Origin of the sequence: Arachidicoccus sp. BS20 (genome assembly GCF_001659705.1) — a bacterium.
Lineage (GTDB): Bacteria > Bacteroidota > Bacteroidia > Chitinophagales > Chitinophagaceae > Arachidicoccus.
The window spans coordinates 1116085-1138048 of the sequence record NZ_CP015971.1 but is presented as its reverse complement, the minus strand read 5'-3'; the positions used below and the strand labels follow the sequence as shown (position 1 = coordinate 1138048).

The 21964-nt window shown below is 39.7% G+C and carries 19 protein-coding genes; 14 read left to right on the top strand and 5 right to left on the bottom strand.

Annotation, left to right across the window (positions count from 1 at the left end; translation table 11 throughout):
• Positions 1-71: 71 nt before the first annotated feature.
• A complete protein-coding gene (locus A9P82_RS05090; RefSeq protein ID WP_066204888.1) occupies positions 72-1169 on the bottom strand; it encodes an SGNH/GDSL hydrolase family protein in 1098 nt (365 codons plus the stop codon).
• A gap of 147 nt (positions 1170-1316) precedes the next feature.
• On the opposite strand from A9P82_RS05090, the gene ispG reads away from it, so the two are divergent.
• Positions 1317-3314: a (E)-4-hydroxy-3-methylbut-2-enyl-diphosphate synthase gene (ispG, locus tag A9P82_RS05085; RefSeq protein WP_066204886.1), complete on the top strand. Its 1998-nt coding sequence runs from the start codon at positions 1317-1319 to the stop codon at positions 3312-3314.
• A 67-nt stretch (positions 3315-3381) separates the two neighbouring features.
• Here ispG and A9P82_RS05080 read toward each other — a convergent pair whose 3' ends face one another.
• The gene (locus tag A9P82_RS05080) at positions 3382-4170 is read right to left on the bottom strand and encodes an enoyl-CoA hydratase/isomerase family protein (protein ID WP_066209626.1); all 789 of its coding nucleotides are present in this window, start codon (positions 4168-4170) and stop codon (positions 3382-3384) included.
• 148 nt (positions 4171-4318) lie between these two features.
• On the opposite strand from A9P82_RS05080, the gene ggt reads away from it, so the two are divergent.
• From ggt to A9P82_RS05050, 6 genes are all read left to right on the top strand, one after another.
• Complete coding sequence (gene ggt / locus A9P82_RS05075; protein WP_066204883.1) at positions 4319-6043, top strand: gamma-glutamyltransferase; 1725 nt, start codon at positions 4319-4321, stop codon at positions 6041-6043.
• A gap of 13 nt (positions 6044-6056) precedes the next feature.
• Positions 6057-6356, top strand: a complete 300-nt coding sequence (locus A9P82_RS05070) for a GNAT family N-acetyltransferase (RefSeq protein WP_066209623.1) — start codon at positions 6057-6059, stop codon at positions 6354-6356.
• A gap of 80 nt (positions 6357-6436) precedes the next feature.
• Entirely contained in the window at positions 6437-6997 is a 561-nt protein-coding gene (locus tag A9P82_RS05065; protein WP_197492246.1) for a transposase, read from the top strand.
• Between the two features lie 75 nt (positions 6998-7072).
• On the top strand, positions 7073-7414 hold the full coding sequence (locus A9P82_RS05060) for a hypothetical protein (protein ID WP_066204879.1): 342 nt from the start codon (positions 7073-7075) through the stop codon (positions 7412-7414).
• Between the two features lie 171 nt (positions 7415-7585).
• Positions 7586-9679 carry an NAD-dependent DNA ligase LigA gene (gene ligA, locus A9P82_RS05055; protein ID WP_066204876.1) on the top strand — a complete coding sequence of 698 codons (2094 nt, stop codon included), beginning with the start codon at positions 7586-7588 and terminating at the stop codon, positions 9677-9679.
• Positions 9680-9802: 123 nt separating this feature from the next.
• Positions 9803-10402 (top strand): hypothetical protein, encoded by a 600-nt coding sequence (locus tag A9P82_RS05050; protein WP_066204873.1) that lies wholly within the window; start codon positions 9803-9805, stop codon positions 10400-10402.
• Positions 10403-10408: 6 nt separating this feature from the next.
• On the opposite strand, the gene A9P82_RS05045 is transcribed toward A9P82_RS05050, so the two are convergent.
• A complete protein-coding gene (locus A9P82_RS05045) occupies positions 10409-10717 on the bottom strand; it encodes a hypothetical protein (RefSeq protein WP_066204870.1) in 309 nt (102 codons plus the stop codon).
• A gap of 14 nt (positions 10718-10731) precedes the next feature.
• On the opposite strand from A9P82_RS05045, the gene A9P82_RS05040 reads away from it, so the two are divergent.
• The 6 genes from A9P82_RS05040 (at position 10732) to A9P82_RS05015 (ending at position 18843) form a co-directional block, all read left to right on the top strand.
• Entirely contained in the window at positions 10732-11418 is a 687-nt protein-coding gene (locus tag A9P82_RS05040; RefSeq protein WP_066204868.1) for an NAD-dependent epimerase/dehydratase family protein, read from the top strand.
• Between the two features lie 33 nt (positions 11419-11451).
• Positions 11452-11712: a hypothetical protein gene (locus A9P82_RS05035; RefSeq protein ID WP_066204865.1), complete on the top strand. Its 261-nt coding sequence runs from the start codon at positions 11452-11454 to the stop codon at positions 11710-11712.
• Positions 11678-11983, top strand: coding sequence for a hypothetical protein (locus tag A9P82_RS15600; protein ID WP_197492245.1), 306 nt, complete (start codon positions 11678-11680; stop codon positions 11981-11983). The genes A9P82_RS05035 and A9P82_RS15600 overlap by 35 nt, the downstream gene beginning before the upstream one ends.
• A gap of 109 nt (positions 11984-12092) precedes the next feature.
• A complete protein-coding gene (gene eno, locus A9P82_RS05025) occupies positions 12093-13367 on the top strand; it encodes a phosphopyruvate hydratase (RefSeq protein ID WP_066204860.1) in 1275 nt (424 codons plus the stop codon).
• A gap of 390 nt (positions 13368-13757) precedes the next feature.
• Positions 13758-16505 carry a TolB family protein gene (locus tag A9P82_RS05020; protein ID WP_156522603.1) on the top strand — a complete coding sequence of 916 codons (2748 nt, stop codon included), beginning with the start codon at positions 13758-13760 and terminating at the stop codon, positions 16503-16505.
• A 163-nt stretch (positions 16506-16668) separates the two neighbouring features.
• Positions 16669-18843: a S9 family peptidase gene (locus A9P82_RS05015; RefSeq protein WP_066204855.1), complete on the top strand. Its 2175-nt coding sequence runs from the start codon at positions 16669-16671 to the stop codon at positions 18841-18843.
• Between the two features lie 151 nt (positions 18844-18994).
• On the opposite strand, the gene rplT is transcribed toward A9P82_RS05015, so the two are convergent.
• Both rplT and rpmI read right to left on the bottom strand, forming a co-directional pair.
• The gene (gene rplT / locus A9P82_RS05010; protein WP_066204851.1) at positions 18995-19339 is read right to left on the bottom strand and encodes a 50S ribosomal protein L20; all 345 of its coding nucleotides are present in this window, start codon (positions 19337-19339) and stop codon (positions 18995-18997) included.
• A 67-nt stretch (positions 19340-19406) separates the two neighbouring features.
• Positions 19407-19604, bottom strand: a complete 198-nt coding sequence (gene rpmI, locus A9P82_RS05005) for a 50S ribosomal protein L35 (protein ID WP_066204848.1) — start codon at positions 19602-19604, stop codon at positions 19407-19409.
• A 516-nt stretch (positions 19605-20120) separates the two neighbouring features.
• Between rpmI and A9P82_RS05000 the strand changes: the two genes are divergently transcribed.
• Positions 20121-21914 carry a chloride channel protein gene (locus A9P82_RS05000; RefSeq protein ID WP_082915240.1) on the top strand — a complete coding sequence of 598 codons (1794 nt, stop codon included), beginning with the start codon at positions 20121-20123 and terminating at the stop codon, positions 21912-21914.
• Positions 21915-21964: the final 50 nt, after the last annotated feature.

Below are 21964 nucleotides of genomic sequence, written 5' to 3'. Positions count from 1 at the left end.
GCGAAGATTAGGGCTTCGCATTTTTTATTTCACGACATTTTCGTATGTTTTCCGTTTTTTCTTGCGTTAAACTACCATTGAATATTTTTATTGATAAAAGCAATCAGTTGGTCAGCCATTGCCCGCTGCGCTTTTTCGTCGGGATGACCGGGCGTGCCTTTGTAAGGAAAGATGCACGTATCAACATTTTTATTGTTGATGTCAGCCACCGCTTTTTTAATGTAATCAATCCAAGGCGAACCTTTTTTGGAAGCGTCCATATTGCCCAAAGCGCAAATAATTTTTGACTTTGGATAATGTAAAATCAAATTTTTAATAAAGGATTCGTAAGCGTTAACGATAGACGCAGAAGTCGGCGGTGTTTTGTCGAAAAGCCTTTTAAATTCCGCATTGTCGGGCATATTAACAAGCCATGAATCATTCTGAAATAAATTGACCACCACAATTTGCGGAGTGTATTTGGTAAAGTTCCATTTGATATCCGGCTTGTTGTAATAAAGCCTGTCGTACATTTCCGGCATCGTGAGTGGAAACCAACTGATGACAATGCCGATGCCGCTTTTGGAAATACAATGAAAATCTGCGTGGAAATGATGCGCAGTAACGGTTGCATAAGAAAGATAACCATTCTCATATTCCGGTGCGCCATTGTTGCCCGACGAATCTTCAACCGCATATCCGCAAGTGATGGAATTACCGTAAAAAACTATTTTTCTTTTTGGAACGGGTGGCGGCGGCAAAAGTTTTGCATCGCTGTTCAGCCGGAATTGATAAACCCAGGTTTTACCGAACGCGGCTTCGGTAATTTTAAACAATTGAAGAGAATGTTTTGTGTTTTTCAGTCCGCTGCACAAAATATATTCATGTTTGCCTTTTGTCAAATGCAGTCGTTGCAATATTTGGTTATCGACAATCACGTTGTAATAATTATTCCCGTCCTCATCGCGCAGCAAGGCTTTTACGGATGTGCCGCGAAAATTAAATTGCACGCTGCTGCCTGTCCACGAAATGACGGCGGCAGTGTCGTTCAGTTCCATTCTGCCGGAATATTGTATATCGGGATTATTGTCTTTGACAATTATTTCCTGCGAAAAAACGCCGGACGATAATAAAACCGATACTATTAAACCGATGTATTTTGCTGTGAATAATTTGGCGAGAGTCCTCATTGTAAAATAATTTCAGCTAAGATATTGGATTTTTTGATGAATAAAATAAAGCCGCGAATGCATGGATAAAATTTGTCATTCGTGGCAAATTAAATTCATAACTCATAATTTACAATTTCCTTTCGCCTTTCGGCTTATCTTTGTGTCATGCAGTTTTATTGTAATTCTCTTACAAAATACAGCCGCTTAAAGACGCGCGAAGTCAAGGTCGGCGATTTGCTGATTGGCAATGGTCATCCTATTCGTTTGCAAACGATGACGACTAAAGACACGATGGACACTTTGGCTACGGTTGAAGAAGCCATTCGCTGTATCGAAGTCGGTGCAGAACTGGTGCGCATTACAGCACCGTCGAAAAAAGAAGCGGAAAATTTACTCAATATAAAAAATGAATTGCGTAAGCGTGGTTACAACACGCCGTTGGTTGCGGATATTCATTTTACGCCGAACGCTGCGGAAATTGCGGCGCGCATCGTGGAGAAAGTGCGCGTAAATCCCGGCAATTATGTGGATAAGAAAAAGTTTGAACAAATCGATTATACAGATGCGGAATATGCAGAAGAAATTGAACGAATAAGAGAGAAATTTGTTCCATTGATTAAGGTGTGTAAAGAACACGGAACTGCTATGCGTATTGGTACAAATCACGGAAGTTTGAGCGACAGAATTATGAGCCGCTACGGCGATACGCCCAATGGAATGGTGGAAAGTGCCATGGAATTTTTGCGTATTGCGCGCGATGAAAATTATCACGAGATTGTGCTGAGCATGAAGGCGAGCAACACGCAGGTAATGGTACAGGCGTATCGTTTGCTGGTGCAGCAAATGGAGGAAGAATTTGGCGAACTCTATCCTTTGCACCTCGGCGTTACGGAAGCCGGCGACGGCGAAGACGGGCGCGTGAAATCTGCTGTAGGTATCGGCGCTTTGCTGGAAGACGGCATCGGCGATACCATTCGTGTTTCATTGACCGAAGACCCTGAATTTGAAATCCCGGTTTGTAAAGATTTAGTAAAAACAATCGTGAGACCTGAGTCCTCAGACGTGGACGTTCCTGAACTCACGATTCACGATTCACGATTCACGTTGCCATATTCTCCTTTTCAATACAACAGAAGAAAAACTTTTGAAATTGATAATATCGGCGGGCATCATGTGCCTGTTGTGATTGCCGATTTGTCAAAGCTAAATCACATTCAGCCGGAAGATTTAAAAAGCGTAGGATACACGTATGACGCGGCTTTGGACAAATGGAATATTAGTGATTCTGCGGCAGATTATATTTTTATCGCTTATCAGAATATTGATTTTCCGTTGCCCGGAACGCTAAAAGTAATTGTATATCCGCCTGCGTATGATTTGCAGGAAAATAAGGAAAAATATTTTCCGTTGTTCGATGCAAAAATTTATTTGCAAAACATTCATCAAAGAGCTACGAAAAATTTCGTGCTTGTGAATTGTTATGATGAAATGGAAAATTATGATTATCTCGATGAATTAGCCAAAGATAAATCCGTAGTGTTTTGTCTGAAAAGTAAGCGCGACAATGCGATGCAAGCCATTCGCAGAATGTTTATCGAGCTGCTTACCCGCAATATTGAGAATCCTGTCATCATTTTTTCGGATAGTCATTGGCAAACAACAGATGAACATTTAATTCATTTTTCAACGGAAATCGGTGCATTGCTGATTGATGGTTTCGGAGATGGTGTTTGTTTGAGTTTATCGTCCGAAGCGTATGACAATTTGCAGAAAAATTCTGTGCCCGCTGTCGAACAATTTTTAAACACATCGGCATTTAGTATTTTACAGGCAGCACGTACGCGCATTTCCAAAACGGAATATATTTCTTGTCCGAGTTGTGGAAGAACATTGTTTGACTTGCAGGAAACTACCGCAAAGATCCGCAGTCGAACCAATCATTTAAAAGGCGTGAAAATTGCTATCATGGGTTGCATTGTAAACGGTCCCGGCGAAATGGCTGACGCCGATTTCGGTTATGTCGGCAGCGGCGTTGGCAAGATTACTTTGTACAAAGGAAAAGACGTTGTAAAACGCAATATCGACAGCGACGTTGCAGTAGATGAATTGATTAATTTATTGAAAGAAAATGATGCGTGGGTGGATGTGGATGCAAATGAATAAGAGATATTTAGTTTATAAAAATGTCTTCAACAAAAACAGTCGAAGACATTTTTACTTTGATATAAATTTAAAATACAACGCTTTTGTTTAGTCCTGCCAAAAATTTCTGAGTTTGTGGATGGAGCAATAATTTAGCTGCTGTTAAGGCTCTTTCATGTAGTAAGGTATTCCAGTTTTCCGTTCCTTCCCACAACATTTTTTTTAGCGAAGCATTTGCTTCTGTATTATTTTGAGACAAAGATGTAGTAAGCCTTTCAATGGAATCTTCCATGCTTTCGATGTTGGGATGAAGTTCTGCAAAAATGCCTTTACGCCTTGCCCAGTCGGCGTTACGCCAAAGATGCGAGTCAATAGCAATCTGGCTGAATGCAGATAAACCCATTTTCCGAATCAGCGCAGGCGCTATCACATACGGACCAAAGCCGTAGCTTAATTCATTTAGTCGTACTTCTGCACCCTCAAGAGCGATGGCATAATCTGCCGCCGCCGCAATGCCTACACCGGCTCCGGCACATTTTCCATGGATGCGTGCAACTATGAGCTTGGAACATTTGCGCATAGCATTTATAACATTACCATAGCTGTGAAAATATTTCACAGCGTCTTCTTCGGAAGTAATCGCAATCATTTCTTCCAGAGAGGCGCCGGTGCAAAACACGTCGTGCTGTTCGGAGCGAAGCAGTACCACACGCGTATTTTCATCGTGAGAAATATGGTCTATTTCCTGCGTAAGTTTTGCAAGCAGTTTTGTAGGCAATGAATTGCCTTTCGGATGAAAAAATTCAATCGTTGCAATGTGGTTGTGTACTTCAGCTTTAACGTATCCGTCCTTTACATCTAATTCGTCAACAATCATAGGATTTCTTTTTTTAGATAAAAAATTTAATAAGCGAAAATAATAAAATTCTTCTCCGTTTGCTTCTGCTCTGTGAAAAAAGGATATTAAAAATTGTGAACATTGTGTTTGTAATAACTTTAATTTTAACAAGTCAACTAAAGAATGTATGAAATCTATATTTCCTGTAACAAAGAAAACTGTTTTTGTATTATTCATCGTATTGCAGATAAGATGTGGCTTTTCACAAATTGTTACGAGCAATAGTGCCTCCGTATTTCTTTCACTGAAAGAAGGAGTATATGCAAACGGAGCTGTTTCCTGCGCACATCCTTTGGCGGCACAAGCAGGTGCGATGATTTTGCGAAAAGGTGGAAACGCTTTTGATGCTGCTATTGCTACACAGCTTGCGTTGGCGGTTGTATATCCGCAAGCGGGCAATATCGGTGGTGGTGGATTTATGACGGCGCGTGAAAAGAGTGGGAAATTAATCGCTCTTGATTTTCGGGAGATTGCTCCCGGCAAGGCTTCGAGGGATATGTATCTCGATAGTAACGGGAAAGCAAATACACATCTTTCGCAGGATGGTATTTTGGCTATAGGTGTTCCGGGTTCTGTCGCGGGTATTTTTGCGGAGTTGAAATACGCAAAGCTGCCTTTTAAAACATTGATACAGCCTGCTATTGACCTTGCACGCAAGGGCTTCGCATTGTCAAAAGAAGATGCACGCTTATTAAATGAATATAAAAGTGATTTTGAAAAATACAATCCCGGCGTAATCATTCCTTTTGTGAAAAATGTGCAGTGGAAAGCAGGCGATATTTTAATACAAGCAGATTTGGCAAATACGTTGGAACGCATACGTGATAAAGGTTTACAAGAATTTTATTCGGGAAAAACGGCAGACTTGATCGTAAAAACCATGCAAAGTGCGCATGGATTAGTCAGACATGAAGATTTAAAAAATTACCAGGCAAAAAAACGTGTGCCGATACAGTTTGATTATCGCGGTTATCGTATCATCAGCTTTCCACCGCCGAGCAGTGGCGGGCTTTTACTCGGACAAATGCTGAAAATGGTTGAACCTTTTTCATTGAAAGAAATGGGGTTTCATTCTGCGGCAACTATTCATTTAATGGTAGAAGCGGAACGCCGCGCTTATGCTGACCGCGCCGAATATATGGGCGACCCCGATTTCTGGAAAGTGCCTGACAGCGCACTTTTGAGCGAAAATTATCTCAAAGGAAGAATGAAAAGCTTTGACCCGAATAAGGCGACACCGAGCGGTAGCATTGGCGCAGGAAATCTTCACGAAAGCAACGAGACAACGCATCTTTGCGTGGCTGATAAGTACGGCAACATTGTTTCCATTACTACGACGCTGAATGGTTTGTACGGCAGCCGTGTTGTAGTGCAAGGTGCAGGATTTTTGTTGAATGATGAAATGGACGATTTCAGTGTGAAGCCCGGCGTGCCGAATATGTTTGGCGCTGTAGGCGGCGAAGCCAATGCGATTGCGCCCAATAAAAGAATGTTGAGTTCCATGTGTCCGACTTTGGTGTTGAAAAATGATAAGCCGTTTATGGTTGTGGGAACGCCGGGCGGAACGACTATTCCGACTTCGGTTTTTCAAAGCATTGTGAATGTGATTGACTTTGGTATGAATGCCGCCGAAGCTATTGACACGCCTAAATTTCATCATCAATGGCTACCCGACGTAATCAAAATGGAGAGAAACGGTTTTGACCGAAATGTAATTGACAGCCTAACGCAAATGAATTATAAAATTAACTTTGTGTCGGGCATCGGGCGCACGGAAATGATTTTATTTGAAAACGGGAGAATGCACGTTGCTGCCGACATTCGCGGCGATGACAGCGTTGCGGGATATTGAAAAATTAATAATTATGAGCGACAAATTAAACATCATCAACAACGAAGAAAATATGCAATTCGAGTATCACGAAGGCGATGAAATTGCCAAGCTCGAATATCGTTTTTATAAAAAGGATATTGCTTTTATGCACACCGAAGTGCCGAAAACACTGGAAGGCAGAGGCATTGCATCTGCGCTGGCAGAATATGCCTTTGATTATGCAAAGAAAATCAACAAGCCTGTGTTGAATTATTGTCCGTTTGTGGGCGTGTATTTGAAACGGCATCCTGAATTGAAGGAGCAGTTGGATGAGGAGTATTATAAGGGATGAAAAAACTTCGCTGTTTGTAATGTTGCTGCCTTGGTTCGTGTCCTCACGAACCAACAAAAGGACCAACAAAAATTTTCAACATGGACAAAAACATATTTATACCGAAACGCAAGTCGTATATGGAAATCGGCGATATATTCTTTTGGACGGCGACTGTTAATAATTGGTACCGGCTTTTGGAAAATGATTTGTATAAAGAAATAATTATCGGTTCATTGAATTATTTGAGTGAAAAAGGCATTGCGGATATTTTTGCTTTTATCATTATGCCAAATCATGTTCATTTTATCTGGCGTGCGAAACGTAAAAATGGAAAGGAAACCATGCAGGGTTCGTTCTTGAAATACACCGCGCACGAATTTAAAAAACTATTGTTCAAAAACAATTCCGCTCAATTACATTTGTACAAAGTAAGCGCCATCAACAAACATTATGAATTTTGGCAGCGCGACCCGTTGGCAATTCATTTGTTCACGAGGGAAGTTGCTTATCAGAAGTTGGATTATTTGCACAACAATCCATTGGCAGAACGATGGCAGTTGGTTACTCATCCTTGCCATTACAAATATTCAACGGCAAGATTTTATGAAGAAGGCAAGAAAGATTTTTCTTTTATAAAAGATTTGAGGAATGAGTTTTGATATTTTTAATTTTATAGGTGGTTCGTGAGGACACGAACCACGGCGGCAATGTGAAACAAATAAGGAAACAGAAGAATGGTTAGAAGAATTGAATTAATACATTGGTTTATTAAGACACGAACTAAGGCAAGAATAATATCTGTGTTCAATAATCTTAACAGAATACTTATTGAGTGCAGAGATATTGAAACTGATTTAGGAAACAAAAGTTTATATAAATATCATATAGAAGCAACCGAGTCTTTAATATATAAACTAAAACAAGTATCAAAAAAAGAAGGTAAAAAAGAAATCGCAAAATATTCTCAGAGTGAAAACAGAGGTTACGGTTGGTCATGCCTCCCAAATGAAAATGGTAAAAAAGCAGAATGCACATATTGGAAGTTAAGTGAATTATTCGGTTATTATAAAAGATAAGCCTTGTCGTCTTGACTCATATATTCACGAACTAATAAAATCTTAAATCAAAAATCACACATCATAAATCTCAATGTATTCTTTAGGACAAACTAAAATATTTTCGCCGCGGTTCGTGTCCTCACGAACCGGTTAAATCCTAAATCAGACATCAAAATCATATATCAAACAATGTATTCTCTCGAACAAACACAATTATTAACGCAGCAATCTCAACAGTTTTTACAAAGCAAAGAAGCCGTGAAAGTCAATGAAATTGAGGCTTTGCGCAATGTGCTGCGTTTTCACGAATATCGTTATTATGTGCTCGACAATCCTTTGATTACCGACACGGAATATGATACTTTGTATAAAAAATTAGAAAAATTCGAGGCAGAAAATCCGTCGCTGGTTACGCCCGATTCTCCCACGCAAAGAGTAGGGCAAAATCTTACGAATAATTTTGCTACAGTTCCGCATCTTGTTCCGATGTTGTCTTTGGAAAACTCTTACAACGCCGATGATTTGGTCGATTGGGACAGAAAAAACAAGGAAGCAGAAAATCTTTCGCACGTGGAATATTGCGTAGAGCCGAAGTTTGACGGTGCAAGTATTTCGTTGTTGTATGAAAATGATTTGCTCGTGCGTGCGCTCACGCGCGGCGACGGCATCGAAGGCGAAGACATTACTACAAACATTAAACAAATTCGCTCAATTCCTTTAATGGCGCGATTTTCGGCGTATAACATTCAGCAGATTGAAATTCGCGGCGAGGTGCTGATGTCCAAAAAATCGTTCAAAGAATTTAATGATAAACAAGCAGAACAAGGCTTGCAAATTCTTGCAAATCCACGCAACGCTGCAAGCGGAAGCCTGCGTATGAAAAGCCCGAAAGCGGTTGCGGAGCGCGGATTGGAAGCGTTTTTATATCACATTGCGTATGTGGTTTATAACAACGATGAAGTTCCCGAATTGATGAGGACACACAGCGGAAACCTTGAACTGCTGTGGCTTTGCGGCTTTCGTTCGCCGCAAAAAGAGAAGAAAGTTTATCAAAGCATTGAAGAAGTAATTGCGCACGTAAACGATTATGAGCAACTGCGCGACACGCTTCCTTACGAGATTGACGGCATGGTTATTAAAGTCAATTCGCTTGCGTTGCAGGAACAGTTAGGCATGACTTCGCATCATCCGCGCTGGGCAATGGCGTACAAGTTCAAAGCGCGACAAGCCACATCTATATTGCGTTCTGTTGAATTTCAGGTTGGTCGCACAGGAACGATAACGCCTGTGGCAAAGATTGACGCGGTGTTCATTGGTGGTGTTACGGTTTCATCGGTTTCACTGTTTAATGAAGATATTATTCGGGAGAAAGATTTGCGCATTGGCGATACGGTTTTGGTGGAACGTGCGGGCGACGTAATTCCTTATATTGTGAAACCATTGGAAGAACTGCGCAAGGGAAATGAAGAACCGATTATCTTCCCGAAGCATTGTCCTGTCTGCGATTCAGCATTGCACAAGCCCGAAGGCGAGAGCGCTTGGCGCTGCATCAATCCGAATTGCGAAGCGCAGGTCGTGGAACGCATGATTCATTTTGTAAGTAAAGATGCGATGGATATTCGCAGCTTCGGCGAGGCAAATGTGCGCAAGTTTTATCAACTGAAATTACTGAAAGATATTCCTGCGATTTATCAATTGGATTTTGATGAAATTGCAAAACTCGAAGGCTTTGGTAAAAAATCGATTGATAATTTAAAAGCCGCGATTGAGGCGAGCAAGCAACAAAGTTTGAACAGATTAATTTTTGCTTTGGGCATTCGTTATATCGGCGAAACGACAGCGAAAACATTGGCAAATAAGATTTCAAATCTGTGGGAACTCAAAAACTTTTCCATCGAAGAATTGATGAATCTGGAAGATGTAGGACCGAAAGTTGCGGCAAGCGTGTACGATTTTTTCCAATCGGAAGAAAGTATTGAGCTATTGAAAAAATTAGAAGAAGCAGGATTGAATTTTAATAATCAAAAATCTTCCAACGCCAATGCCGACGGTAGTTTGCAAGGATTGACATTTTTGTTCACAGGCACATTATCACAACTCAAGCGCAGCGATGCGGAAGCCATGGTTGAAGCAAAAGGCGGGAAAATTTTAAGTGGCGTTTCTTCCAAACTCAATTATCTTGTAGCGGGCGAAGAAGCCGGAAGTAAACTGGAAAAAGCGAAGAAACTGAACACGGTAAAAATTATTTCGGAAGAAGAGTTTTTGAAAATAGTGAATGAATAATTTCCCCTACTTTTGTCTAAATAACATTAATACATGAAATGCCCATAAGGATTTTTACATACCCAAATCAGTGATTATTTAAGGGTATTCCATACGGCAAAAAAATAATGAAAATATATACAAATGAAAAAAGTCATTCTAATAATTACATTAGCAATTTATTGTATTTCCTGCTCTAAGAATGATACTATTTCAAATGATGCCGATGAAAATAATAACGATGTCTTCAAATTTGAAAGCATTCACTTCTCGATTGAAGACGGCGACGGAATTACAACTGATACTATTCCTCTTCATCAGGCAACTTATACCAATAACACGTCGGAAAAAGGAACATATTTATTCCATCCGGTACTAAGAGAATATTCTTTATTCAAAAACGACAGCGCCTCGTTCAGCGACTTAATAAAAGATTCCGTTGCAGTATCCATTCCGAGTGATATATTTTCAAGCGACAACTTTTTTTTAAGCAATAATACTGTGCTGCTTTGCGATACCTTGACTTCGCAACCCGCACCTTATATTGCTGAAGATTCTGTATTTGTTCAGGCACATACGGAAATGACTTTTAAGGCAAGCCAGATAAATAAAGCTGTTACCGCAACCTATTATGCCGTATTTAAAGATTCTGCTTCGGGCGCAGAGAAAATTATCAGAGGTAAATGGGAAGGAATAATCCCTTTTTCGATTCAGAAGGAAATAAACTTTAAGCCTCTAAAGTAGCTTAGCTTAATCAATCCACAAATGCCAATTGCCTTTTACAAGTTCTTTATACGTCATGCTTAAATCCATCGGTATTACAATATCGGGCATTGCAGTATCAAGACCGAAGTTTGGTTCTGTAACAAAATTTTCTAATTGATAATTATCGCTGTCGGATTGCTTAACAAGAAAAGCGCTCATCAGTTCTTTATTGTACAAATCTTTTTTATCCAATTCTTTTATCAGCAAATCGCCCTCTTTAATCGGCTGATGTTTTAATTTTATCCACATATATTTTTGTTTAAAGTTATCGATTTGTCTTTGTTCAGAAAACATAAAATTCTATTCGCATGAATACGGAAAATAAATTAAGCGTTATCATCACAGGTTCCACCGGAATGGTAGGCGAAGGAGTGCTGCACGTGTGTTTGAACGATGCAAGAGTGGAAAATATTTTGGTTATCAATCGAAAGCCGTGCGGAATTGTTCATCCGAAATTAAAGGAAATTATCCGGTCCGATTTTTTCGATTTGTCTTCCATAGAAAATGAACTGAAAGGTTATAATGCGTGTTTCTTTTGTTTGGGCATTACTTCGCTTCGCGCGACAGAAGAACAATATTCAAAAATTACTTACGACCTCACTTTATACATCGCGAATGTACTTTGTAAACTCAATCCCGATATGACTTTTATTTATGTTTCGGGCGCGGGAACGACAGGCGACGAAAATGCCCGGCTCATGTGGGTGCGCGTAAAAAGTAAAACAGAAAATGCGTTGGCAAAACTGCCTTTTAAAAAACAATTTAATTTCCGTCCCGGATTTATAAAACCGATTAAAGGATTGAAGCGCGTGCATCCTTTTTATAAATATATTACCTGGATTTTTCCGATTGGTCGCGCGCTCTATCCCAACGGTTTCGCTACTTTGAGAGAAATAGGCAATGCCATGCTTAATGCTTGCTATATCGAAGATGACCGGAAAAATTTTGAAGGGAAAGATATTATTGCGTATGGGAAAACGAAAAGTGAGGAGTGATTTATTTTCTTAACTTCGATAAAACATTTTGTTATGGACATGGAACTTCGCAAGATTACATTTGTTCGGGAGTTTCTTCGTTGGGAAAATGAAAATGTAATTGACAGTTTGGAAAAATTACTTCGGAAAAGCAAGGCAGATTTGTACGAAGAAAAAATAAAGCCGATAAGCGAAACCCTCTTGAATGCTGAGATTGACGAAGCTTTGGACGATTCTGAAAACGACAGAGTGATTAAAGCAAAAGATTTAAAGATTGCTTATGAAAAACCTAAACACACTAAAAAAGAACTTTAACCTAAAGCGATTTTTGGTTTTGCTTGTTGTAATTTTTATAATTGCGTTTCTAACATTTGTATTCTTATTTGCAATAGGAGAAAGAGCAACTTCTGATGAAAAAGGACTGCTCAGATTTTTAGAAATATTGTTCGGTGCCGAGTGTTTTCCTGCCTATATTTTTCCTAAATTATTTTTTGACGGCAATATTTTCCTCACATTTTTTATTAGTTCTTTAATAGATGCTTTTTTAATCGAAATTATTCTTTCCCTTTTCAGCAAAAACAAATAATTCTCCTAACATTTGTTCATGCAATTTTAATCTCGCTTTTTTTATTATCTAATAAATAATCGATAACATTGCAATCCAAATTTTTCTATTCATTTTAAACAAAAGCAAGATGAGTTTTATAGCAGACATTCACGCGCGTCAAATCCTCGACAGTCGCGGGAATCCAACGGTTGAAGTTGATGTATTAACGGACAATGGTGTGCTTGGTCGCGCGGCGGTTCCATCGGGTGCGTCCACAGGTATTCACGAAGCGGTTGAGTTGCGCGATGGCGACAAGAGCGTGTATCTCGGCAAAGGGGTATTGAAAGCTGTTGAAAATGTAAACGATATTATTGCGGAGCAATTGCTCGGCTGGAGCGTTACCGACCAAGTGGGAATCGATAAGAAATTAATTGAGATTGACGGTACAGATAATAAAGGTAAACTCGGCGCGAACGCAATATTGGCGGTGTCTTTGGCGGTTGCTAAAGCAGCGGCGCAGGAAAGCAATTTGCCGTTGTATCGTTATATCGGCGGCGTAAATGCAAGCGTGTTGCCTGTTCCGTTGATGAACATTTTGAACGGCGGCGTTCATGCAGATAACAAAATCGATTATCAGGAATACATGATTGTTCCACACGGTGCAACTTCTTTCAGCGAAGCATTGCGTTGGGGAACAGAAATTTTTCATCAGTTAAAATCTGTATTGAAGAAAAAAGGTTACAGCACAAATGTTGGCGATGAAGGCGGTTTCGCACCCGACATTCAAAGCAACGAAGAAGCGATTGAAACAGTGTTGGAAGCCATTAAAGCTGCGGGTTACGAGCCGGGCAAAGATGTTTCCATCGCGTTGGATGCCGCGAGCAGCGAGATGTTCAAAGACGGAAAATACAAGTTCTATAAAAGCTCCGGCAAAGAATTAACTCCCGATGAAATGGTGGCTTATTGGGTGGAATGGGTAAATAAATATCCGATTGTTTCTATCGAAGACGGCATGGCGGAAGAAGATTGGGACGGTTGGAAAAAACTGACCGAAGCTTTAGGCGATAAAATCCAATTGGTGGGCGATGATTTGTTTGTTACCAACAGCAAAATTTTGAAGCGCGGTATTGATAACAAAACCGCAAACAGCATCCTGATTAAAGTAAACCAAATCGGTTCTTTAACGGAAACAATCCAAGCGGTGCAAATGGCGCAGAATGCAGGCTACACAACGGTTATGAGCCACCGCAGCGGAGAAACGGAAGATACAACCATTGCAGATTTGGCGGTTGCATTGAATTGCGGACAAATCAAAACAGGCTCTGCAAGCCGCACGGATAGAATTGCAAAATACAACCAGTTAATCCGTATTGAAGAGCAATTGGCTGACGATGCCATTTTTCCGAGTTTGTTTAAGAAATAAATTTTCTTTTTGAAATAAATAGTTGCTATGCGCGGCGAAGACGCCGCGCATTTTTATTTTGTCGGCTCTTGCCGACAATTGCCATGAGGCAATAAAATAAAAGTGTGAAGCGACGACGCTTCACACAGCGGAAAGACCGATTCAAATTTTGAGTCGGTTTTTTTGTGGCTTTGTGTATTCTTTGTGCCTTTGTGCCTTCGTGGTTCAATTAAATCACAAAGACTCGAAGGCACAAAGTTTCACAAAGAAATTTAAGAATTAGATGATTATCTTTAAGCGATGAATTTTACCCGCAGATTTTCGCAGATATTTTACGCAGATTTTCGCAGACTTTTTCTGCGCTATCTGCGTGTATTCAATCTGCGTTTATCTGCGGGAATAATATTTTTATTGTGTTCTCAAACGCTGACTGCACAAGTGTTTGGCGGCAATCCGTCTTCATTGAAATGGAAACAAATCAACACCGATTCTTTCAGAATAATTTTTCCGAAAGGCTTGGATTCAACGGCTTTGAATGTGGCTTCGCTTGTTCAGTTTCAACAAAGAAACATTGCCAAAACGATGGGAGCGAAGCAACGAAAAGTGAATATTGTTTTACAAAATCAAATCACATACAGCAACGGTTATGTAGGTCTTGCGCCGTTTCGCAGTGAGTTTTATTTAATGCCGCCGATGGATGTAACGCAGCTTGGCGCGCAAAATTGGGCGGATAATTTAGCCATTCACGAATATCGTCATGTGGAGCAATACAACAATTTTGATGTGGGTTTGTCGCACGCATTTAAAATTGTTTTCGGCGAAAACGGACAAGCATTTGCGAATGCGCTTGCCGTTCCCGACTGGTTTTTTGAAGGCGATGCTGTTTATAACGAAACATTACTAAGTAAGCAGGGTAGAGGTCGCGTGCCTTATTTTATGAATGCTTTCAAGGCTTTGTATTTGGGCGACAAACATTACAATTATCAGAAAATACGGAATGGTTCGTACGTTGATTATGTGCCTAACTGGTACAATCTCGGCTATATTTTGGTGGATTACGGTTATCAAAAATATGGAACAGATTTTTGGAAAAATGTAACGCACGACGCAGCTGCGTTCAAAGGTTTGTTTTATCCTTTGCAGAAAGGGATTAAAAAATATTCGGGGCTTTCGTTCAACGATTTTAAGGATAGTGCGTTCAATTATTATCAACAGCAATGGGCAAAAGAGCCGAAAGATTCGTTGCAATATTTGACCAAAACGGAAAAGAAAAATGTTGTCAGTTATCAATATCCTTATCCAACCGGGAATGGAAATATCATTGCGTTAAAATCGGATTACAAGCACGTTTCTATGTTTGTAAAATTAAAAAATGGTGTTGAAAAAGCGATTGCCGTAAGACCGATTTCCAATGACGACTATTTTAGTTACAACAACGGAAAAATTATTTACAGCAAGCTGAAACCCAATGTACGATGGGGTTACAAAGAATCGAGCGATATTGAATTGTTCGACATTGATACAAAACAAAAGACAACCATCACACACAATCAACGATATTTCACGCCCGATATTTCGCACAACGGAAAACTGATTGCAGCGGTTTCATTTACAACCAATCAACAATCTTCGATTGATTTATTGGACTTGAAAGGAAATATTATCAAACATATTTCTGCGCAGCAAAACCATGTGTATTCTTATCCGAAATTTTCCGACGATGATAAATCTGTTTTTGTTGTTGAAAGAAATAAAGTGGGAGAGATGGCGATTCAACAATTTGATGTTGCAAGCGGCGATGAAAAAAATATTCGTCCTTTCGGAAACCGATTAATCGGTTTCCCGGTTGTGCAAAATGACACGTTGTTTTTCACTTGTTCATCAAACGGCTATGATGCGAGCTGGGCTTATGTTTCAGCCGAGAATAAAGTTTATCGATTGGCAAAAACTCAATTAGGTATTTATCAATCATTCATCAAAAACGATACATTGGTTGGAAGCGTTTTTTCGGCGGACGGTTATCGTTTGGCAAAAATAAAATCGTTCTTTCAGCCTGTTGAAAATTTAGAAGCAGACACTTTGGTTCGTTTATATCACGATGCGCCAAAGCATGATTATTCCTATGTTTTAGCAAATATTGATTCCACAAATTATACAATTACAAATTATCCAAAGCTGCATCATCCAATCAACTTTCACAGTTTGCAACCCGATTTTGAAGACCCGAATTACAATTTCACATTGTATGGCGAAAACGTGCTGAATACTTTGCAGACGAATGTTTCTTACACATATAACCGCATTGAAAATTATCACGAAGTTGGCGTAGGTTCTGTTTACGGCGGTTCTTTTATTGAACCTTTTATCAATGGAAATTATATTTTCGACAGAACGGCGTATAGCACAAAAGGTAAGCAGAATGTGCATTTCAGCGATGCGGGATGGCAATTCGGTTTGCAGTTGCCGCTGAATTTTTCTTCAGGAAATTTTTATAAATTCTTTACTTATACAACTTCATTCAATCAACGGTTTATTCACTGGAATGAGAATAATTTGGATTTAAAAAACAGAAGCGCAAATTATTTAAGTAATCAAATTTCTTTTGTAAACCAGTCGCAGCAAGCGTTACAACAAATGTATCTGCGTTTTGCACAAAGCATTTCTACACTTCTTAGAAATACAATTGACAACAATTCGGCGTGGCAGATTTTAATCAAAGGGTCATTTTATTTTCCTGCAATCTTACCTACGCACAGTTTTCACGTTGATTTGGCTTGGCAAAAACAAGACACGTTAAGCCGTTATGCTTTCAGTTATAATTTCCCTTTTTCTCGTGGCTACGATTTGTATAATTTTCCGGAAATGTGGAAATTCGGTTTGAACTATACTTTACCAGTCATCAGTCCTGATGCTGGTTTCGGCAATTTAATTTATTTGAAAAGAATACGCGCGAATGTTTTTTATGACAATACTTTCGGAAAAATTCCGCAAGAAAAAACAACAAATTTCGCCTCCTTCGGCGCAGAAGTTTCTTTCGACTTAAATGTGTGGAATCAACAATCTACGGGTTTTATTATTCGATACAGCCGTTTGTTGAACAATCAAATTTTAAGTTCCCGCAACCGTTGGGAAGTTATTCTGCCCGTGAATTTGTTTTGAGAATTTTCGCCAACAGATATACCGATTGAATGGAAGAACAATGGACATTTTTCTGCGTTATTGTGAAATATCAGACTGCGAATATTAGCCATGAATGACAAAATATTAACTCCTTTATCAACACATTATTTTTCTCTTTACATTTGGCTTCAAACTTTTCAAAATGAACAAAACCAAATTTTATTTCAGCTTTTGTTTTTTATTTATCGCGTGCGCAACCATTGCGCAGCCCTATGTTACAAAATACAAATGGTCGAAAGACGGTAACAGTTATTACACGATTGATGCTAATCAAATCGTAGAAGTTGCGCTTCCTTCTCAAGCAAAGCAAACCACTCTTTCTACACAGGATTTAACGCCGAAAGATTCGTTAAAACCTTTACGTGTAGCGGATTTCAGTATTTCTCAGGATGGAAACAAAATATTGATTTATACCAACACTAAGAAAGTCTGGCGTTATCATACACGTGGCGATTATTGGTTGTACGACTTGGGAACTAAGAGTTTATTTCAGCTTGGGAAAAGCTTGCCTGTTGCATCTTTAATGTTTGCGAAATTGTCGCCCGACGGAACAAAAGTTGCATACAGCGCAAAACATAATGTGTACGTGGAAGATTTGGCGTCGCACAAAATCACAGCCTTGACAACCGATGGCACAGACAGGATTATCAACGGGACTTTTGATTGGGTGTATGAAGAAGAATTTGGTGCACGCGATGGATTTCGCTGGTCTCCGGACAGTAAGAAGATTGCTTTCTGGCATGTGGACGCGCGCAGTATCCGCAATTTTCTAATGATTGATAATACCGATTCTATTTATTCATTCACAAAACCTGTTGAATATCCGGTGGTAGGACAAGAGCCTTCTGCTGTAAAAATAGGCGTTGTAAATGTTTTGACTAAGAAAATAGTTTGGGCAAATATTCCGGGCGACAACCGTGAACATTATTTGCCGAGAATGGAATGGGCGGATGATAATAACATTGTTGCACAGCAATTGGACAGAAAACAGCAAACTTCTATTTTGTATTTTGCAAACGCTGAAACCGGTATGGCTAAAGCATTTTACAGAGAACACAGCGATACATGGGTGGATATAAAATCGCGCTGGCATGGCGATAATCCGATTGGCTGGGACTGGATTGAAAATGGAAAAGCATTTCTTTGGGTGACGGAAAAAGATGGCTGGCGGCACATTTACCGTGTGGATAAAAAAGGTAATGAATCGCCGGTAACAAAAGGTAATTATGATATTCTTGATTTGCTTGCAGTAAACGAAACAGAAGGTTATGTTTACTTTTTAGCTTCGCCAAACAATGCGACGCAGCAATATTTATACAGAACGAAACTGAATGGAAAAGGCGGTTTGGAATTACTCTCCGATACGACCGAAAAAGGCACTAACGATTATGCAATTTCGCCGAACGGTAAGTATGCGGAACATACATTTTCCAACGCTAATACATTTCCTTACACCGATTGGGTTGCGCTTGAAACGAATACGATTATAGGGGAAAAGCCGCAAGTACACGCGCTTCCGGCAGGTGCTCCGCAGGTAAAATTCATTCAAATAACGACGGATGACAATGTTACCATGGATGCATCTGTTTTGTTGCCGACCAATTTTGATTCTACGAAAAAATATCCTGTGGTATTTTATGTTTATACCGAACCTGCGGCGCAAACGGTAATTGATTCCTGGGGCAATGGGCGCAACTTTTTATACAACGGCGATATGTCGGCAGACGGTTATATTTACATCAGTATTGACAGCCGTGGGACGCCCGCACCTAAAGGAACAGCATGGCGGCATTCTATTTACAAAGGTGTTGGCATCATTAATATTCACGACCAATACGAAGCTGCAAAGCAAGTAATGAAATGGAAATATGTAGATACAAGCCGTGTGGCGGTTTGGGGCTGGAGCGGCGGCGGTTCTACTACTTTGAATCTGATGTTTCAGCATGGCGATGTTTATAAAACGGGTATTGCTGTGGCGCCGGTTGCCTATCAACCGACGTATGATAATGTATATGAAGAACGGTATATGGGCTTGTTGAGCGATAGTGATAACACGTATGAAAAAGCATCGCCGTTGAGCTATGCACAAGGTTTGACAGGTAATCTTTTATTGATTCACGGTTCCGGCGATGATAATGTCCATTATCAAAATTCTGAAATGGTAGTGAACAAGCTGATTCAGTATAATAAGATTTTCAGCTTTATGGAATTTCCGAACCGCACGCACGCTATTTCGGAAGGAGAGGGAACATCAAGATTTCTGTCAAATCTTTATACGACTTATTTGAAGGAACATTGCCCGCCGGGCGGCAGGTAGTAAATGCGCAAAAAAAGAGGCTGTCTAAAAAGTCAAGACAGCCTCTTATTTATTCGGACACCTGACGGAATCATAGTGTCGTTTATGCAATTCTCAGAAACTTCGTCAACCTTTTTAGACAGCCCCTTTTTTATTACTCTTTTTTATAAACTTATTTTACAGAAGCTACTAAAGCTTTGAAAGCTTCAGGTTCACTGTAAGCCATATCTGCCAATACTTTTCTGTTTAATTCAATTCCTTTTTGAGAAAGTTTGTTGATGAACTGGCTGTATGTCAAACCTTCTTCGCGAACGCCTGCGTTGATACGCGCAATCCATAATTGACGGTATTCGCGCTTTTTCAATTTGCGACCAACATAGCTGTATGTCTGACCTTTTTCTACAACGTTTTTGGCTACGGTATATACGTTTTTACGTTTGCCGTAAAAGCCTTTGGCTTGTTTTAATATTCTTTTTCTGCGTGCTCTCGAAGCAACTGCATTTACTGAACGTGGCATAATTTAATTATTTTGTGCGGAGCAACTCCGGCGATGATTAAAATTTGTTTAACTGAAAAAATCCTGCTTATCTTAAACCCAATAAACGTTTTACAAACGGTTTCATGTTTGGGGAAACTGTTCCTTTGATGCCCAATGCACGTTTGCGTTTTGTAGATTTTTTGGTAAGGATGTGGCGTTTGAATGGTTTTTGATGAGCAATTTCGCCTGTTGCTGTTACCTTGAAGCGCTTCTTTGCGCTTGAGTTTGTTTTTACCTTTGGCATTTTAATTAATAATCTAAAAGATTACACTCTGCCGGCGCTCCCGAACGGTCGGGAAACTTGTTGAGCCATACGAGTAATGTGTTTTTCCGAAATTTTTCGGACGGCAAAGGTATGAATTTGTTATAATTTGACAAATTTAATTTCTTTTTCAAATTTTATTAGCGCTAAACGCAACATACGGTTATTTTGGATGGCAGCGGGTTTTCGTGTTGTGTTACCATTGTGCAGGTGTTTTTTATTTAGCAATATATCAAACCGGCATGAAATTTTTCATCTGTTTATTTTTATTGTTTTTTAATTGTCAGATGGAATGCCTTGAAATAATCATCGCTTTGGGTATGTGAAATACTTATGGGCATTTCATGTCAAAATTATGCGAAGGGTATGAAAAATTTCATCAAAGGTTCCTCTTGACCAAAAAACAATAAAAAATTCAAGAGAAATTTTACAAATTATATTTTCTTATTTCAATTACCTTCGCAGCATTCAGTTCTTACCCCCAGATTTAGTTTTAGAATGTACCGAAAAATAATAAAAACGTTTTTTACGCAGCTTCGCTATGGTGTTTTACTTTTAAAACGCCGACTGACCGAAAGACAATTTTTGCTTCTTTGCTGTGTAATCGTTGGCGCGTTGGCGAGCCTCAGCGCTATTGTTTTGAAATTATTTGTTGTAAAGCTGGAGCATTTTTTCTTTGAAAGCTCAAGGTTTGGCGACATTGTTTGGTATCAGGCGTTGATACCCATTTTAGGAATAGGTGCGAGCAGTTTGCTCATAGAAAAAGTATATCGGAAAAATTTTCTTAAAGGCAACGATAAGATTGTATATGCAATTGCCAAAAAATCGTCCGATTTGCCGTTCAGCCAGTGTTATTCGCATATCGTTACATCGGGTGTTACGGTTGGGCTTGGCGGGTCGTGCGGTTTGGAATCGCCTATGGTGGCGACAGGTGCAGCTATTGGCTCTAATCTCGGACGTGCTACTTTTTTGCCTTACAAGGAGAAAACTTTATTGCTCGCTTGTGGTATTGCTTCGGGCATTTCTTCGGCATTTGGAGCACCTATTGCGGGCATCGTGTTTGCGATGGAAGTATTGATTATCGACGTCTCTATTAATTCATTCATTCCGTTGCTGATGTCTTCGGCAATAGGAGCATTGCTGGCAAAAATTATTCTTGGAGATAATGTGCTGCTGACGTTCAATACCATTAAAGATTTTGATTACAACAACATTTTTTTATATGTGGGTCTAGGCTTGCTTGCCGGCTGCCTGTGCTTGTTTTATGCAAGAAGCTTCCATTGGATGGAGCACAAGTTTGCAGAGCGAACACCGGTACAGCGTTGGTTGGTTGGTTCCATATTATTGGCAGTACTCATCTTTTTGTTTCCGCAATTATTTGGCGAAGGATATTCGTTTGTAAAGACATTGGCGGAAACCGGTCAGATTCCTAAAAACTCCATATTGATTGCGCATACCGATAATCAATGGTGGATTCTTTTGTTTATTGCCGGCATCATGTTCTTCAAAATTTTTGCTACCGGTTTTACGATTCTTGGCGGTGGAAACGGCGGAAGTTTTGCTCCCTCGCTGGTAATAGGCGCATTGCTCGGATTTGTTGTAGGACGGTTTTTTCAGTTAATAGGTTACGCAAATGTTCCTGTAACTAATTTCATAGTTGTAGGCATGGCAGGGATGCTGAGCGGTTTATTTTTTGCTCCGCTTACGGCTATCTTTTTATCTGCGGAAGTAACCAATGGTTACTCTTTGTTTATTCCGTTGATGTTGGTAGCGGCTATCAGTTTTTTTGTGGTAAAATCTTTTGAACCTTTGTCGCTGGAGATGAAAAAGCTTTCGCAACAGTCGGAGCTTGACCCGACCGATAAAGATAAATTTTTGTTGAGCAGGCTGGAATTGAGATTTTTGATAAGAAAAGATTTTCCCGCATTTAATGTGAATGCTACGCTGAACGACATTTTGATTTCGCTGCACAATACGGATAAAGATGTATATGCCGTGATAGACGATAAAAATGTTTTACAAGGTGTTATTTATCTTAATGATGTAAAAAACATATTGTTCGACAATGCGCAAAGAGCCGAGGATATCGCCATTTCTGCCGGCGATTTGATGATGAAGCAAACGCCTTTGACGATTGAAGACGACATGGAATCTGCCATATTGAAGTTTGAAAAACTTACTTCGGCAAAAAATATTCTTCCCATAATAGATAAGGAGGGTAAGTGGCTTGGCTTCATTTCGAAGTCGTCCATTCTGGACAAGTATCGCTCGGAAATTATCAGAAGCTCCTGATATGCCACCAATCACTGGTAATAACCGTAAATCATTAATAAACTATTTCA